17 protein-coding genes are annotated in these 14,368 nt (G+C 55.7%); 6 read left to right on the forward strand and 11 right to left on the reverse strand.

The window, feature by feature from the left end; translation table 11 throughout:
- Positions 1–84 precede the first annotated feature (84 nt).
- The 3 genes from KW829_RS18885 to KW829_RS18895 all read left to right on the forward strand — a co-directional run bounded on the left by KW829_RS18885 (position 85) and on the right by KW829_RS18895 (position 2,880).
- Entirely contained in the window at positions 85–933 is an 849-nt protein-coding gene (locus KW829_RS18885; RefSeq protein WP_010427431.1) for an SDR family oxidoreductase, read from the forward strand.
- An 81-nt stretch (positions 934–1,014) separates the two neighbouring features.
- The gene (locus tag KW829_RS18890) at positions 1,015–1,839 is read left to right on the forward strand and encodes an AraC family transcriptional regulator (protein WP_108417880.1); all 825 of its coding nucleotides are present in this window, start codon (positions 1,015–1,017) and stop codon (positions 1,837–1,839) included.
- 75 nt (positions 1,840–1,914) lie between these two features.
- Positions 1,915–2,880 carry a DMT family transporter gene (locus KW829_RS18895; protein ID WP_218308854.1) on the forward strand — a complete coding sequence of 322 codons (966 nt, stop codon included), beginning with the start codon at positions 1,915–1,917 and terminating at the stop codon, positions 2,878–2,880.
- An 87-nt stretch (positions 2,881–2,967) separates the two neighbouring features.
- On the opposite strand, the gene KW829_RS18900 is transcribed toward KW829_RS18895, so the two are convergent.
- On the reverse strand, positions 2,968–4,617 hold the full coding sequence (locus tag KW829_RS18900) for a methyl-accepting chemotaxis protein (protein ID WP_218308822.1): 1,650 nt from the start codon (positions 4,615–4,617) through the stop codon (positions 2,968–2,970).
- A gap of 245 nt (positions 4,618–4,862) precedes the next feature.
- Here KW829_RS18900 and ytfE point away from each other — a divergent pair, with 245 nt between their 5' ends.
- Positions 4,863–5,525: an iron-sulfur cluster repair protein YtfE gene (ytfE, locus tag KW829_RS18905; protein ID WP_089599115.1), complete on the forward strand. Its 663-nt coding sequence runs from the start codon at positions 4,863–4,865 to the stop codon at positions 5,523–5,525.
- Between the two features lie 96 nt (positions 5,526–5,621).
- Here ytfE and cycA read toward each other — a convergent pair whose 3' ends face one another.
- A complete protein-coding gene (gene cycA / locus KW829_RS18910; RefSeq protein WP_108417884.1) occupies positions 5,622–7,031 on the reverse strand; it encodes a D-serine/D-alanine/glycine transporter in 1,410 nt (469 codons plus the stop codon).
- 311 nt (positions 7,032–7,342) lie between these two features.
- Positions 7,343–7,963: an FKBP-type peptidyl-prolyl cis-trans isomerase gene (gene fklB / locus KW829_RS18915; RefSeq protein WP_172411118.1), complete on the reverse strand. Its 621-nt coding sequence runs from the start codon at positions 7,961–7,963 to the stop codon at positions 7,343–7,345.
- 232 nt (positions 7,964–8,195) lie between these two features.
- Here fklB and KW829_RS18920 point away from each other — a divergent pair, with 232 nt between their 5' ends.
- Positions 8,196–8,831 carry an OapA family protein gene (locus KW829_RS18920; protein ID WP_089599117.1) on the forward strand — a complete coding sequence of 212 codons (636 nt, stop codon included), beginning with the start codon at positions 8,196–8,198 and terminating at the stop codon, positions 8,829–8,831.
- 45 nt (positions 8,832–8,876) lie between these two features.
- Here KW829_RS18920 and KW829_RS18925 read toward each other — a convergent pair whose 3' ends face one another.
- The 5 genes from KW829_RS18925 to rpsF form a co-directional block, all read right to left on the reverse strand.
- A complete protein-coding gene (locus tag KW829_RS18925; RefSeq protein WP_010427442.1) occupies positions 8,877–9,806 on the reverse strand; it encodes a DMT family transporter in 930 nt (309 codons plus the stop codon).
- A 152-nt stretch (positions 9,807–9,958) separates the two neighbouring features.
- Positions 9,959–10,408, reverse strand: a complete 450-nt coding sequence (gene rplI / locus KW829_RS18930; protein ID WP_008502894.1) for a 50S ribosomal protein L9 — start codon at positions 10,406–10,408, stop codon at positions 9,959–9,961.
- Positions 10,409–10,449: 41 nt separating this feature from the next.
- Positions 10,450–10,677 (reverse strand): 30S ribosomal protein S18, encoded by a 228-nt coding sequence (rpsR, locus tag KW829_RS18935; protein ID WP_000135199.1) that lies wholly within the window; start codon positions 10,675–10,677, stop codon positions 10,450–10,452.
- A 4-nt stretch (positions 10,678–10,681) separates the two neighbouring features.
- On the reverse strand, positions 10,682–10,996 hold the full coding sequence (priB, locus tag KW829_RS18940; RefSeq protein ID WP_008502895.1) for a primosomal replication protein N: 315 nt from the start codon (positions 10,994–10,996) through the stop codon (positions 10,682–10,684).
- Between the two features lie 6 nt (positions 10,997–11,002).
- Positions 11,003–11,398 carry a 30S ribosomal protein S6 gene (rpsF, locus tag KW829_RS18945; RefSeq protein WP_014068637.1) on the reverse strand — a complete coding sequence of 132 codons (396 nt, stop codon included), beginning with the start codon at positions 11,396–11,398 and terminating at the stop codon, positions 11,003–11,005.
- A gap of 343 nt (positions 11,399–11,741) precedes the next feature.
- Here rpsF and yjfY point away from each other — a divergent pair, with 343 nt between their 5' ends.
- On the forward strand, positions 11,742–12,017 hold the full coding sequence (gene yjfY, locus KW829_RS18950) for a DUF1471 family protein YjfY (RefSeq protein ID WP_010427445.1): 276 nt from the start codon (positions 11,742–11,744) through the stop codon (positions 12,015–12,017).
- A gap of 140 nt (positions 12,018–12,157) precedes the next feature.
- Here yjfY and KW829_RS18955 read toward each other — a convergent pair whose 3' ends face one another.
- Genes KW829_RS18955 through ulaD form a run of 3 tightly spaced genes read right to left on the reverse strand, consistent with a single transcriptional unit; the run spans position 12,158 to position 14,357 of the window.
- Complete coding sequence (locus KW829_RS18955; RefSeq protein WP_218308823.1) at positions 12,158–12,844, reverse strand: L-ribulose-5-phosphate 4-epimerase; 687 nt, start codon at positions 12,842–12,844, stop codon at positions 12,158–12,160.
- Positions 12,837–13,697: an L-ribulose-5-phosphate 3-epimerase gene (locus tag KW829_RS18960; protein WP_010427449.1), complete on the reverse strand. Its 861-nt coding sequence runs from the start codon at positions 13,695–13,697 to the stop codon at positions 12,837–12,839. Before KW829_RS18960 ends, KW829_RS18955 begins: the two co-directional genes overlap by 8 nt.
- A gap of 9 nt (positions 13,698–13,706) precedes the next feature.
- A complete protein-coding gene (ulaD, locus tag KW829_RS18965; protein ID WP_023334265.1) occupies positions 13,707–14,357 on the reverse strand; it encodes a 3-keto-L-gulonate-6-phosphate decarboxylase UlaD in 651 nt (216 codons plus the stop codon).
- Between the last annotated feature and the right edge of the window lie 11 nt (positions 14,358–14,368).

The following is a 14,368-nucleotide window of genomic DNA, read 5'->3' on the forward strand; positions in this document are numbered from 1 at the left end:
ACTTACCTTTTTGTACGTACTTACTAAAAGTTAGCTTCAATGTTAGTGTGCCACAACACCAGACAAACACGAAGGAGATTCATCATGATCGCGATTACCGGCGCTACCGGCCAGCTTGGCCAGCTCGTTATTGAAGAACTGCTGAAAACCGTTCCAGCCAGCCAGATCGTGGCTATTGTGCGTAACCCCGCGAAAGCTGAAGCGTTGAGCAACCAGGGTATTGTGGTTCGTCAGGGGGATTACACTGACCAGGCGGCGTTCACGACTGCGCTGAACGGCGTGGATAAACTGCTGCTGATCTCATCCAGCGAAGTGGGCCAGCGCGCCACGCAGCACCAGAACGTCATTAACGCCGCCAAAGCGGCAGGCGTGAAGTTTATCGCCTACACCAGCCTGCTGCATGCGGACACATCGCCGCTCGGCCTTCACGTTGAACACGTCGATACCGAAAAAGCGCTGGCAGAGTCTGGCGTGCCATATGCCCTGCTGCGCAACGGCTGGTACACCGAAAATTATCTGGCGAGCGCACCGCCGGCGCTGGAGCATGGCGTGTTTATTGGTGCTGCAGGCGAAGGCAAAATCGCCTCTGCGACCCGTGCAGATTACGCGGCGGCTGCAGCCAAGGTCGTTTCTGAGGACGGTCACGCAGGTAACGTGTATGAACTGGCGGGCGACAGCGCGTGGACGCTGAGCGAACTGGCGGCTGAACTGAGCAAGCAGAGCGGTAAGCCAGTGGCGTATCAGAACCTGAGCGAAGCCGATTTTGCCGCCGCGCTGAAAGGCGTTGGCCTGCCTGCCGGGCTGGCGGATATGCTGGCGGATTCAGACACCGGCGCATCCAAAGGCGGACTGTTCGACGACAGCCGTACCCTGAGCAAGCTTATCGGTCGCCCAACAACGACGCTGGCGGAGAGCGTCAAATCCATCCTGTAAATGTTGCGGATTGGTTATTTTTTGTGGCATCCCCTCGGGTCATCTCTGATAATGAAGCGATGACCCACGAGGAGGCTCACCGTGCAAGGCGTACCGGAACAGTTCATTGATGAGAGAGACAGCGCGCGCTTTCGCCATCTGGCGCAGCTGCCTGGCCTGGAACTCTATCACGCACATATCTCTGATTACGCCTTTGAGCCTCACACGCACGAAGCCTTCGGCATTGGCACCATTGAAACCGGCGCCGAACGCTTCCGCTATCGCGGGACCCAGCACCTCGCCTCCGAGAAATCCGTTGTCACCATGAACCCGGACGAGATCCACACCGGAGAATCCGCCACTGAAGACGGCTGGCGCTACCGGATGGTCTATATCGAACCCGACCTGCTGGAAGAGGTGACCGGCCTGCGTCACTGGTGGTTTAGCGACGTCACCCGCTACGACCCGCAGCGCTCGCTGCAAATCGGCCAGCTGATTTACGGCCTGTGGCATACGAACGACCCGCTGGCGCAAAAAGGAATGCTGCTGGATCTGATTGAGACGTTCCGACCGTTAGCCCATCACGCGCCGGTGATTCAGGAAGGCGCACACCGGTTCGAACGTGTTCGCGAGTATCTGCACGATAACTATATGCACCCTCTGACGCTGGACGAGCTGGCAAACGTTGTCTCGCTCAGCCCGTACCATTTCCAGCGCCAGTTCAAAGCCCATTTTCACATCACGCCGCATCAAATGCTGATGGCGATCCGCCTGTGGCGCGCCAAAGCATTTCTCACCCACGGCATGCCCGCCGCCGAAGTGGCTGCCGCAACCGGGCTGACCGACCAGTCGCATCTGACCCGCGCCTTTACCCGCCGCTACGGCATTACGCCGGTGCGTTATCAAAAGCAGGTTGCGCAGCGCTAATGCGCAATCTCATACAATACGCACGTATTTCGCCCTCCTACACTGAGTGCAAAGTAAATCAATGTGGATGGAAAAATGATTAGCGGCGTGTTGTATGCCCTGCTTGCAGGTTTGATGTGGGGGCTGATTTTTGTCGGCCCGCTGATAGTGCCGGAATACCCGGCGATACTGCAGTCCACGGGGCGTTATCTGGCGCTGGGGCTGATTGCCCTTCCTCTGGCCTGGCTGGGGCGGGCGCGTTTGCGCCAGCTTAGCCGCCAGGACTGGCTGACCGCGCTGGCGCTGACCATGATGGGTAATCTCATCTATTACGTTTGCCTGGCAAGCGCGATACAGCGCACCGGTGCACCGGTGTCGACCATGATCATCGGCACGCTGCCGGTCGTTATTCCTGTGTTCGCGAATCTGCTCTACAGCCATCGGGACGGCAAGCTGGCCTGGTCAAAGATGGCCCCTGCACTGGTATGCATCGCCATAGGGCTGGTATGTGTGAACGTTGCCGAGCTGAGCCACGGGCTGGATGACATCGACCTGTGGCGTTACGGTTCCGGCATCATGCTGGCCTTTATTTCCGTGGTGTGTTGGGCATGGTATGCCCTGCGCAACGCGCGCTGGCTGCGGGAGAACCCGGACAAGCACCCGATGATGTGGGCGACAGCGCAGGCGCTGGTGACGTTGCCCGTCTCGCTCGTGGGGTATGTCGGCGCGTGTATCTGGTTAGGTCATCAACAGCCGGAATTTGCCCAGCCCTTAGGTCCAAGACCGTGGCTGTTTGTAGGCTTGATGGTGGCGATTGCGGTGCTGTGCTCGTGGGTTGGCGCGCTGTGCTGGAATATTGCCAGCCAGAAATTGCCGACGGTGATTTTAGGGCCGCTGATTGTCTTCGAAACCCTGGCCGGGCTGCTGTACACCTTCCTGATGCGCCAGAGCGTACCGCCGCTTTTAACGGCCTGTGGAATTTTATTGCTGGTGGCTGGGGTGGTGATTGCGGTAAGAGCGAAACCGGAAAAACCGAGGGTCGTTCCGGCGTCGGAGATGTGATTTTTGCCGGGTGGCGGCTGCGCCTTACCCGGCCTACATTGTCCTGGAACGTAGGCCGGGTAAGCGTCAGCGCCACCCGGCACAATGTCAGAACGTTTCCCAGTTCGCTTCAGACGCTGCCGCTACCGGCTGCGCTTTTGGCACATAGTTCTTCACCGGCGCAGCTTTGACCGCCTGGTTGCGGGTAATTTTAAACACCGCCACCGCTTCGTTCAGGCGTGCTGCCTGATCTTCCAGCGCCGCCGCGGCCGCCGCAGACTCCTCCACCAGCGAGGCGTTCTGCTGGGTGACGCGGTCCATCTCCGCCACCGCCTGACCGACCTGATCGATACCGCGGCTCTGCTCGTCAGAGGCTGAGGCAATTTCACCCATGATGTCGGTGACGCGGGTGACCGCATTGACGATCTCTGCCATCGTCGCGCCCGCTTCGTTCACCAACTGAGAACCCGCATTCACGCGCTCGCCGGAATCATCAATCAGCGCCTTAATCTCTTTCGCCGCCTGGGCGCTACGCTGGGCAAGGGTACGCACTTCGCCCGCAACGACCGCAAAGCCACGGCCCTGCTCGCCCGCGCGCGCCGCTTCCACCGCCGCGTTCAGCGCCAGAATGTTGGTCTGGAAGGCAATACCGTCGATCACGTTAGTAATTTGCGCAATTTTGCTTGAGCTGGTGGCGATCTCGTCCATCGTACGTACCACGCCTTCCACCACGTTGCCGCCCTTCTTCGCGGTTGAGGAGGCATCCAGCGCCAGCCGGGAAGCCTGACGCGCGTTATCGGCGTTCTGCTTCACGGTGGCGGTCAGCTGTTCCATGCTGGCAGCGGTCTCTTCCAGAGACGCGGCCTGCTGCTCGGTACGGGAAGAGAGATCGTTGCTGCCCGCAGAGATTTCGCCCGCGCCGGTGTAAATGGTGTCTGCGCCTTCACGCACCACGCCCACGGTGTTCGCCAGCGACGTTTGCATCTCCTGTACGTTGCGGGCCAGGATCGCCATTTCGTTTTTACCCTCTGCCTGAATCGGCTGGGTCAAATCCCCTGCAGCAATGGCGCGGATATGGTTGATGACGTCCTCCAGAGGCAGCAGCAGCACGCGACGCATCGCAATCCAGCTGGAGATAATCACCGCAATGACGAGAATCATGACGGCAGAGAGGATCCAAAGGATGCGCTTATAGTCGCTTTCGTTATCCTGAATGCCTTTATCAGTGAGCGTGGCCTGCGCTTCACGCCACTCGCGATAGACCTTTTGCATCGCCGTCTGCTTCTGCTCGGCGTTCTGTTTAAACATATCTTCCAGATTGCCCTGGCCCAGCAGAACGTTCATTTGCGTCAGCGTGGCGGAATATATGCGGTACTGCTCCTCCAGCCGATCGGCCAGTTTCTCATCCAGACCCGGGGTTTCCGGCAGCGCGTAGTATTTATCGTAATGCGCCTGGGCATCGGCCAGCAGATTTTTCGCGGTGTTCACCAGTTCGTTCAGCTGACCGCCATTAATCTGCGACGCCATACTGCTTTGCAGACGCAGCATGCCGCGGTTCAGCGTCACGCGCGCCTGGTTCAGGCTGATCCAGGCGTCGGTAAATTCCGCCACGTTCTGGCTGGAAAGCTGAGAAACGGTGAAGTTCTCTTTATCGTTATTCAGCGCATTGATGAAAATGCCGGCAGAGATCAGCTGCATGATGCCGAGCACAAGCAGCACCGAAATCAGAAGGGTAATGACTTTTATACGTTTAAACATGCGTTGCCTTTTTTATATGCAGGTATTGTCTGACGTGTATCTATCGGCAGGCTCGGCGCGTTGTTTACTGTTTCTACACCTTTAAAAACTTTCTAAAGCACTTTCTTATGTTCATTCAGGGAGTTAAAAGAGACATTTTTTTGTGATCCACATCTCATTCTCTCCCTTCCCTCTAAAGGGTTATAGCCTCGCCTTAAAGATGCATTTAATATGCATCTTATATTATTCATGACGAGGTAACTGCTATGGCCTTCCGCGACCAACCCCTGGGCGAGCTGGCGCTCTCCATCCCTCGCGCTTCTGCGCTGTTTCGTAAATACGATATGGATTACTGCTGCGGCGGTAAGCAAACCCTGGCGCGCGCCGCGTCGCGTAAAGAGCTGGATGTCGAAGTGATTGAAGCCGAGCTGGCACAGCTGGCCGAGCAGCCCATCGATAAAGACTGGCGCACCGCACCGCTCGCGGAAATCATCGACCACATCATCGTGCGTTACCATGACCGTCACCGTGAACAGCTGCCGGAGCTGATCCTGCAGGCAACGAAAGTTGAGCGCGTTCACGCTGACAAACCCTCCGTACCGCGCGGTCTGGCAAAATACCTGACCATGCTGCACGAAGAGCTGTCCAGCCACATGATGAAAGAAGAGCAGATCCTCTTCCCGATGATTAAACAGGGCATGGGGAGCCAGGCGATGGGGCCTATCAGCGTGATGGAAAGCGAGCACGATGACGCGGGCGAACTGCTGGACGTGATCAAGCACACCACCCACAACGTCACGCCGCCGCCAGAAGCGTGTACGACCTGGAAAGCGATGTACAACGGCATTAACGAGATGATCGACGACCTGATGGAACACATCAGTCTTGAGAATAACGTGCTGTTCCCGCGGGCATTGGCCGGGGAATAAAAAAGGCCGCTGCGGCCTGACGCCCTCACCCAGGCCCTCTCCCACGGGGAGAGGGTGCAAAAACTAAAAACGGCAACCGAAGTTGCCGTTTTGCTTTTACCTTACGCCAGCCATCCGTTTCTTACCGATAAACATCCAGCCCAGCCCCAGCGCGATAAACCACAGCGGCGTGACGATCAGCGCCTGACGGGTATCATCTTCCAGCGTCAGCAACACCAGCACGAAGACGAAGAACGCCATGCATACCCAGCACATCAGCTTGCCCAGCGGCATCTTGTAGATCGATTTCTCATGCAGGTGTGGACGCTGTTTGCGGTACACCAGGTACGAGCACAGGATGATGGTCCAGACGAACATAAACAGGATCGCAGAGACCGTGGTAATCATGGTGAACGCGCCAATCACGCTCGGGTTGACGTACAGCATCACCACACCGCCCAGCAGGCAGATGCAGGAGAAGGTCAGCCCTTTCGCCGGTACTGCACGTTTAGACAGCTTGGCAAACGCGCTCGGTGCAACGCCCTCCTGCGCCAGACCAAACAGCATACGGCTGGTGGAGAACACGCCGCTGTTTGCAGATGAAGCCGCTGAGGTCAGCACCACGAAGTTAATCAGGCTCGCGGCAGCAGGCAGACCCACCAGCACGAACAGCTCAACGAACGGGCTCTTGGTTGGCACCACCGAACTCCACGGCGTCACGGACATAATCACGATCAGCGCGAAGACGTAGAACATGATGATACGCACCGGAATGGAGTTAATGGCGCGCGGCAGGGATTTCTCCGGATCTTTGGTTTCCGCAGCCGTGGTACCCACCAGCTCAATCCCGACAAACGCAAACACCGCTATCTGGAAGCCCGCAAAGAAGCCGCTAAGGCCTTTCGGGAACCAACCGCCGTCATTCCACAGATGGGTAAATGATGCCTGAACGCCGGTTGGCGACTGGAAGTGCGTCAGCACCATTACCAGACCCACAACAATCAGCCCCACGATAGCGACGATTTTGATCATCGCGAACCAGAACTCCATCTCGCCGAACATTTTCACGGTGGCGAGGTTCAGGCTCAGCAGCAGGACAATCACCGCCAGCGAAGCCACCCAGTCCGAGAGGCCGGGGAACCAGAATTGCGCGTACGCCGTGATGGCCACAACGTCAGCCATACCGGTGACAACCCAGCAGAACCAGTAGGTCCAGCCGGTAAAATAGCCCGCCCATGGCCCCAGAAGGTCGGAAGCAAAGTCGCTGAAAGATTTGTATTCGAGATTCGAGAGCAGCAATTCACCCATTGCGCGCATCACGAAGAAAAGCATAAAACCGATGATCATATAAACGAAGATGATCGACGGCCCGGCAAGACTGATGGTTTTGCCTGACCCCATAAACAGCCCGGTACCGATGGCACCCCCGATAGCGATAAGCTGAATATGACGGTTTGTGAGATTGCGCCGTAGCGACTGTTCAGACGACGCCTCTTCGTCGGCGACGACTTTGACCTGATCTACCATGTGATATTTTCCTGTTTATGCCTGTCTGTGTTGTTAAGGCTCTTCTGGCCTTTAAATACGTCAAAGAATGACGGTCCCTTGTAAGGGCTAATCGATATTAGGTAAGAATCGGCGGGATGAATACTATGATTTGAATATTATGTTAATAATATGTTGAAAGTGAGTGTCGTATCACTCATACAGCGCGAAACAGCTCACAAAAATACACGCAACAGTTTCGTTTGCAAGATAAAATGTTGATTGCGCCGTAACTATAGGTTTTATCACTATTTTCCTCTCCCCGGACGGAGAGAGGAAATAAGAAAAGCCGATTACAGAATTTCCAGCAGCTCGACTTCAAAGACCAGGGTGCTGAATGGCGGAATGGACGCACCCGCGCCACGCTCGCCATAGGCCAGGTTCTGAGGAATGGTCAGTTCCCATTTGGAGCCAACAGGCATCAGGGTCAGCGCTTCGATCCAGCCCGCGATAACGCCGTTAACCGGGAATTCAGCCGGTTCGCCGCGTGCAACAGAGCTGTCGAACACGGTACCGTCAATCAGTTTGCCGGTGTAGTGAACGCGAACGTGGTCGGTGCGTGCCGGGATCGCGCCGTCACCCTGGTTGATCACGCGGAACTGCAGGCCCGATTCGGTGCTGTTCACGCCTTCGCGCTCGCGGTTCTCTTCCAGGTATTTTACGCCTTCTGCTGCCATCTCTTCGAAGCGCGCGCGACGCACGGCGTCAGCACGTTCGTGAATTTCACGCAGCGCGCGGTGCACCACGTCAACCGGAACAGCCGGATGATTGCCTTCCAGCGCGTCAGCGATACCCGCCACCAGCGCTTCCGGTAACAGACCTTCCAGGCCGGATTCGCTCAGCTGCTGTCCTACCTGCAAGCCGATGCCGTAGCTTGCCTGCGCTTCGATAGTGTCAAAAGTCGGGGTGGTCATGGGTTTTCCTTCCATCACATTTAAAGTAGCGGGCAGCATATCAGCCATGCCCTTATGGGTAAAACTTTGTCTTAAGTAAAGGTGACAAACTGCGGCGAAACAGAAACAATAGAGCCAGTCAGGATTTTCCCAAATATGTGTCACGAAAGCTGGCTTTGTTACGCCCATCAGGCAGTTAGCAAACTACACTTCTCAGGACAGGATAAAAAAGACGCGGAGCAGGAGGAGAGCCATGCCCGGGCGATTTGAACTGAAACCTACCCTGGCGAAAATCTGGCAGGCGCCAGACAATTTTCGCATTATGGACCCGCTGCCCCCTATGCACCGCAGAGGCATTATCATTGGCGCGCTGCTGGTGATCGTGGGCTTCCTGCTTCCTTCTGGCGGCGACGACGTTGATACCGCGCCGGTGACCCGCAATGCGCAGCTGGATATCCAGTCGCAAACGCGACCGCAGCCGGACGCGCAGCCCATGCAGACGCAGCTGGTGACGCCATCCAACGATCCGGGCCAGGTCGCACCAGTAGAGCCTGAACCCGTTCAGGAAGAACAACCTCAGGAGCAGGCCGCTGCGCCACAGGTTCAGCAACCGACAGGCATTGAACAGCAGTGGCGTTCCTACCGCGTTGAGCCGGGTAAAACGCTCGCGCAGCTGTTCCGCGACCACAACCTGCCTGCTACGGATGTCTATGCTATGGCGCAGGTGGAAGGCGCAGGCAAGCCGCTGAGCAACCTGCAAAATGGACAGATGGTGCAGATCCGCCAGAACGCCAGCGGCGTGGTGACCGGCCTGACGATCGATACCGGTAATGGCCAGCAGGTGCTGTTTACGCGTCAGACCGACGGCAGTTTTATTCGCGCACGCTAGTTCTGTAGGCCGGGTAAGGCGTAGCCGCCACCCGGCACACTGTTCTCAGGCACTCCGCTTATTCACCCACCAGATCCCCGAACAGACCAATACCAGCGCAATCGCATATTTGATATCCAGAATATTTTCCCCAAGGAAAATGGCGGATAAAACTGTGCCTGCCACCGGCACAACGAAGTTAAACGGCGCAATCATACTGACGCGGTTAACTTTCAGCAGCACGCTCCACAGCGCAAAGGCGACGGATGAGAGCAGCGTCAGATACCCCAGCACGGCGATGGCCTTCATACTGTGCACTTCCAGCGTTCCGCCTGTCGCATATCCGCCACCCACCAACACCAGTCCACCGATAGCCAGCTGCCAGCCGGTCATCACCGTGGGATCAACGGTCTGGGAGATGCGTTTTCCGTAAAGCGTGGCAGCGGAGAGAATAAAAGCAGCCAGCACCACAAACCCGTCACCATTCCAGACAAACTGGAAATCGCTTAACCCGCTGTGGAAGTTCACCAACATCACTCCGGCAAACCCGAGAATACAGCCAAGCGTTTTGTTATAGCTCAGCTTGTCGTTGTGGTAGATAAAGTGCGCCAACAGCACGCTGAAGAAGGTTCCAGTGGCGTTCATGATTGAACCATTCACCCCCGTCGTATAGGCCAGGCCTATATAGAAGAAAGTGTACTGAATAGTCGTCTGGGTCAGGCCGAGGATGGTGAGCTGGCCAAACTGCGTGGGCGTAAGCCTGCCAATCGGTTTTCGCTGGGCCAATGCAAATAACAGCAGCAACACACCGGCAAACAGGAAACGGTATCCGGCAAATACCACTTTCGATGGAATATCATCGGTTGCGATCTGGAAAAGCGCATAACCACTTTTAATGGCCGGGTAGGAGCTACCCCAGAGCAGACAGCAGAGCGTGGCGCAGGCATAGGCCACATTTCGGCGCGCAAAGACAGGTGTGGGCAGAGCGGTATCCATGACAAATCTCATAAATAAAATTGCGTTTCAATTTATTATCAGAGAATGCGACAGGAATAGCTACCATACAAGAAGAAATGATGAATTCTGGTCCCCCAGAAAAGCAAAACGCCGGCACAAGGCCGGCGCTTCGACGTGAGCAGAGTAAAAAATTACTCAGCTACTACGTTAACAACCAGTTTAGCGAACACTTCGCTGTGAACCTGGAAGTCAACTTCGTGCTCACCAGTGGTACGCAGAACGCCGTTCGGCAGACGAACTTCGCTCTTAGCCACTTTAACGCCTGCTGCAGAAACTGCATCAGCGATATCGCGGGTACCGATGGAACCGAACAGTTTACCTTCGTCGCCAGCTTTAGACGCGATGGTAACAGTGCCCAGTGCGTTGATTGCTTCAGCGCGAGCGTTAGCAGCCGCCAGAACGTCAGCCAGTTTGGCTTCCAGTTCAGCGCGACGTGCTTCGAAAAACTCAACGTTTTTCTTAGTAGCTGGAACAGCTTTACCCTGTGGAACCAGGAAGTTACGTGCGTAACCCGCTTTAACGTTAACCTGATCACCCAGGCTGCCCAGGTTTGCTACTTTATCAAGCAGAATAACTTGCATTACCTTATCCTCTTAAAGTCGTATTAATGGACCGTGCCCGATTACTGATGACGATCAGTGTACGGCAGCAGGGACAGGTAGCGAGCGCGTTTGATAGCGCGAGCCAGCTGACGCTGGTATTTTGCACGAGTACCGGTGATACGGCTTGGGACAATCTTACCGCTTTCGGTGATGTAGTTTTTCAGCGTTGCGATATCTTTATAGTCGATCTCTTGAACGCCTTCCGCGGTGAAACGGCAGAACTTGCGACGACGGAAATAACGTGCCATATGGCTAGTCTCCAGAATCTATCAAATCAATCTGCTCGGCATGCAGAACCATTTTGCTCAGGCCGTTCTTTGCCTTGTGGCAAGAGATGAACCCCTGAACGATTACTGCGCTACCGACCGTTAAACTGTGAGTAATGGCCTGGTTTTCGTGTCCGCTAATAATAACGGGCATTTGGCACCACGCCTGCCGGTGAAACCCGGCTTCCTCTTGCACAGAACGATGCTCAAGCACGAACTGGCAATGCGGAATTCCTGATGGACTGACCTTTCGAAGGGGAGCCCTGCATACGATGCCGGACAACGCCAGACGGTTGGTCATCAGAAATTACTCTTCAGAATCCCCAGCATCAGAATCATCTGCGGTTTCGTTTGCGAAATCATCGCGACGCTCACGGCGCTCGTCTTTCGCTTTAACCATCGGAGATGCTTCGGTAACTGCGTTTTTGGTACGCATAACCATGCTGCGGATAACGGCATCGTTGAAGCGGAAGGTAGTTTCCAGCTCATCGATCACTTCCTGCGGCGCTTCAACGTTCATCAGAACGTAGTGTGCTTTGTGCAGTTTGTTGATCGGGTAAGCCAGCTGACGGCGGCCCCAGTCTTCCAGACGGTGGATCGTACCTTCTGCACCAGTGATGGCAGCAGAGTAACGCTCGATCATACCCGGAACCTGTTCGCTCTGGTCAGGATGGACCATAAAAACGATTTCGTAATGACGCATCGAATTGCTCCTTACGGATTATTCAGCCTCCTGTCTGGGTCAGCCGAGGCCCGGGGAGGCAAGGAACGTGTTAAAGGTCGGCTGAAAAATTGACGCGTCATAATACTTGCGCGCCCCTGGAAACTCAAGCTGATTGCACAAATAATTCGCACAAAGCGCGAAGCGGGTCTAAGTCGGTGATTTAAAATTAATCACACCGAGAAGCGTTGTTTTTTTGAACAACACCATCAGAAATGGTCACTCATCGCGCAGCGATAAGCGATTACACTTTAATCAGAGCCCATCTAAACCGAGAAGGAGCAGGACAAACCGTCACACAGCACGCAGTCGTGGAGCGCATATCATGAAAAAAATCGCATTAGCCATAATGGCGGCGCTTTTGCTCAGTGCAAACGCGATGGCAGCCATCAAGATAGACAGCCGACAGGCCAGAAACATGGATGATGTGCAAAGCTTGGGCGTAATTTACATCAATCATAATTTCGCCACGGAAAGTGAAGCAGATCAGGCATTAAACGAAGAAACCGATGCCCAGGGCGCAACCTATTACCACGTGATGTTAACCCGTGAGCCCGGCAGCAACGGCAACATGCACGCCAGTGCAGATATTTACCGATAACGCTTTAACGCTAGCACCAGGAAAGCCAACAAAGAGAACATAGCCATAGCTTGACTTGCCCCCTGCCCGGGGGCTTTTTTTTGTGAATGGCTCCGGAATACCACCGGTTACAACTGTTTTTGGTATTCCAGAGCACTTATTCACTTTTGCCCGTAATAGGCATTCGGGCCATGCTTACGCATAAAATGCTTGTTCATCAGGTAATCATCAATGCCCTGAAGCTGTGGATTGATGTCGCGGGCAATCCACGCCATTTTGGCCACCTCTTCCATCACCACGGCATTATGTACCGCGTCGTGAGCATCTTTACCCCAGGCGAACGGGCCGTGCTGGTATACCACAATCCCCGGCGTATGCAGCGGTTCACTTTCGCCCAACGTTTCGATGATGACCTTCCCGGTGTTGAGCTCGTACTCGCCTTCCACTTCAGCCTGCGTTAATGCGCGCGTGCAGGGAATGTCGCCAAAGAAGTAGTCCGCATGCGTCGTCCCTAGTGCCGGTATGGGCAGCCCCGCCTGAGCCCAGGCAGTCGCGTGCGTGGAGTGGGTATGCACCACGCCGCCAAGGGACGGATAACGCCGATACAGCGCCAGATGGGTTGCTGTATCTGATGAAGGCCGCCATTTGCCGTCAACGACACGCCCTTCGAGATCCACCACCACCATATCTTCAGCTTTCATGGTGTTATACGCCACACCGCTCGGCTTGATCACTACCAGACCTTGCTCGCGATCGATAGCGCTCACGTTGCCCCAGGTGAACGTGACCAGGCCATAGCGAGGCAGATCCATGTTGGCTTCAAAGACCTGCTGTTTAAGCTTAAGCATGTTCAGCCTCCAGCAATCCCGCCCGCGCCATACGTTCGCGCACCCAGTCCCGCGCTTTCACGACTTCGGCAGCCGGGTCGGCTGACGTTTCGCTCCACATTTCAATCAGGTAAGGCCCGCAATAACCCGTCTGTTTGAGCGTTTCAAAGCACCGTTCGAAATCCACCACCCCGGTGCCGAACGGAACATTTTTGAATACGCCAGGACGGGTATCTTTGACGTGCACCGCCACGATATGACCGACGCCCGCCTGCAGCTCCATCTGTACGTCGTTATCCCATGCCGACAGGTTGCCGATATCGGGATAAAGCTGGAACCATGGATTATTGAGATAATGCGCGTAGCCCAGCGCCTTGCTGATGGAGTTCATCAACGGGTAGTCCATGATCTCCATCGCCAGCGTGACCTGCGCGCGGCTTGCCATCTCAACGCTCTCTTTCAGACCATCGCGGAAACGACGGCGCGTTTCATCGTTGGCTTCCTGATAGTAAACGTCATAACCCGCCAGTTGGATCACGCGGATACCGACATCCTGCGCAAAGCGAATGGCTTTACGCATGATCTCCAGCCCCTGCGCGCGTATGGCATCATCTTCGCTGCCGAGCGGAAAACGGCGGTGGGCACTCAGACACATGGACGGCACGCGCACGCCCGTTTCAGCAATGGCGCTCACCAGTGCGAGTCGCTGTTCACGGCTCCAGTCGAGGCGAGAGAGGCGCTCGTCTGTTTCATCCACGGACATTTCGACAAAATCGAAGCCCAGCTGTTTTGCCAGCTGCAGCCGCTCCAGCCAGCACTCCCCCGCGGGGAGTGCCTTTTCATAGATGCCAAGCGGGACCTGTTTTGACAACATACCCGCTCCTTAGCCCCAAAGCTGAGCGATTGAGCGTTTAAACTGACGCGCCGCTTCCACCGGAGACGCCGCATCACGAATGCTACGACCGGCAATAAAGACGTGAATTGGAATGCCCTGGAACAGCGGAAGATCTTCCAGCGCCAGGCCGCCGGTGACGGTCACTTTGAAGCCCATATCCGCCAGACGTTTGATGGCGCTGATATCCGCCTCACCCCACGCCACGCCTGCAGCCTGCGCATCACGGCTACGGTGGTAAACCACCTGCTGAATGCCCGCGTCACGCCACTCCTGCGCTTGCTCCCAGGTCCAGAAGCCGGTCAGTTCAATCTGCACGTCGCCGTTAAACTCTTTTGCCACGTCCAGCGCGCCTTTCGCAGTGTTGATATCTGCACAGCAGATCACGGTGACCCAGTCAGCATTCGCTTCGAAGCACATGCGGGAAAGAATTTTGCCTGCATCGGCGATCTTGGCATCCGCCAGCACGATTTTATGCGGATAGAGCGCCTTCAGGTCGCGAACGGCGCGAACGCCCTCACCCACGCACAGAATGGTACCCACTTCGATGATGTCCACTTCTTCCGCGATCAGACGGGTAGTTTCGTAAGCGTGGGACAACGTTTGGTTATCCAGCGCAACCTGCAACATTGGTAATGACATATTCAGTTCCT

It is taken from the genome of Enterobacter sp. ENT02, assembly GCF_019219165.1.
Lineage (GTDB): Bacteria > Pseudomonadota > Gammaproteobacteria > Enterobacterales > Enterobacteriaceae > Enterobacter > Enterobacter mori.

What these genes read in the sequence shown, in the direction of transcription:
- rpsR (WP_000135199.1), bottom strand. Translation starts at nt 10,677, where the DNA reads ATGGCACGTTATTTCCGTCGTCGCAAGTTCTGCCGTTTCACCGCGGAA.
- fklB (WP_172411118.1), bottom strand. Translation starts at nt 7,963, where the DNA reads ATGACCACCCCGACTTTTGACACTATCGAAGCGCAGGCAAGCTACGGC.
- KW829_RS18895 (WP_218308854.1), top strand. Translation starts at nt 1,915, where the DNA reads ATGATTAGCGGCGTGTTGTATGCCCTGCTTGCAGGTTTGATGTGGGGG.
- KW829_RS18920 (WP_089599117.1), top strand. Translation starts at nt 8,196, where the DNA reads ATGCCCGGGCGATTTGAACTGAAACCTACCCTGGCGAAAATCTGGCAG.
- cycA (WP_108417884.1), bottom strand. Translation starts at nt 7,031, where the DNA reads ATGGTAGATCAGGTCAAAGTCGTCGCCGACGAAGAGGCGTCGTCTGAA.
- ytfE (WP_089599115.1), top strand. Translation starts at nt 4,863, where the DNA reads ATGGCCTTCCGCGACCAACCCCTGGGCGAGCTGGCGCTCTCCATCCCT.
- KW829_RS18955 (WP_218308823.1), bottom strand. Translation starts at nt 12,844, where the DNA reads ATGCTTAAGCTTAAACAGCAGGTCTTTGAAGCCAACATGGATCTGCCT.
- KW829_RS18900 (WP_218308822.1), bottom strand. Translation starts at nt 4,617, where the DNA reads ATGTTTAAACGTATAAAAGTCATTACCCTTCTGATTTCGGTGCTGCTT.
- KW829_RS18885 (WP_010427431.1), top strand. Translation starts at nt 85, where the DNA reads ATGATCGCGATTACCGGCGCTACCGGCCAGCTTGGCCAGCTCGTTATT.
- KW829_RS18960 (WP_010427449.1), bottom strand. Translation starts at nt 13,697, where the DNA reads ATGTTGTCAAAACAGGTCCCGCTTGGCATCTATGAAAAGGCACTCCCC.
- rplI (WP_008502894.1), bottom strand. Translation starts at nt 10,408, where the DNA reads ATGCAAGTTATTCTGCTTGATAAAGTAGCAAACCTGGGCAGCCTGGGT.
- priB (WP_008502895.1), bottom strand. Translation starts at nt 10,996, where the DNA reads ATGACCAACCGTCTGGCGTTGTCCGGCATCGTATGCAGGGCTCCCCTT.
- yjfY (WP_010427445.1), top strand. Translation starts at nt 11,742, where the DNA reads ATGAAAAAAATCGCATTAGCCATAATGGCGGCGCTTTTGCTCAGTGCA.
- KW829_RS18925 (WP_010427442.1), bottom strand. Translation starts at nt 9,806, where the DNA reads ATGGATACCGCTCTGCCCACACCTGTCTTTGCGCGCCGAAATGTGGCC.
- rpsF (WP_014068637.1), bottom strand. Translation starts at nt 11,398, where the DNA reads ATGCGTCATTACGAAATCGTTTTTATGGTCCATCCTGACCAGAGCGAA.
- ulaD (WP_023334265.1), bottom strand. Translation starts at nt 14,357, where the DNA reads ATGTCATTACCAATGTTGCAGGTTGCGCTGGATAACCAAACGTTGTCC.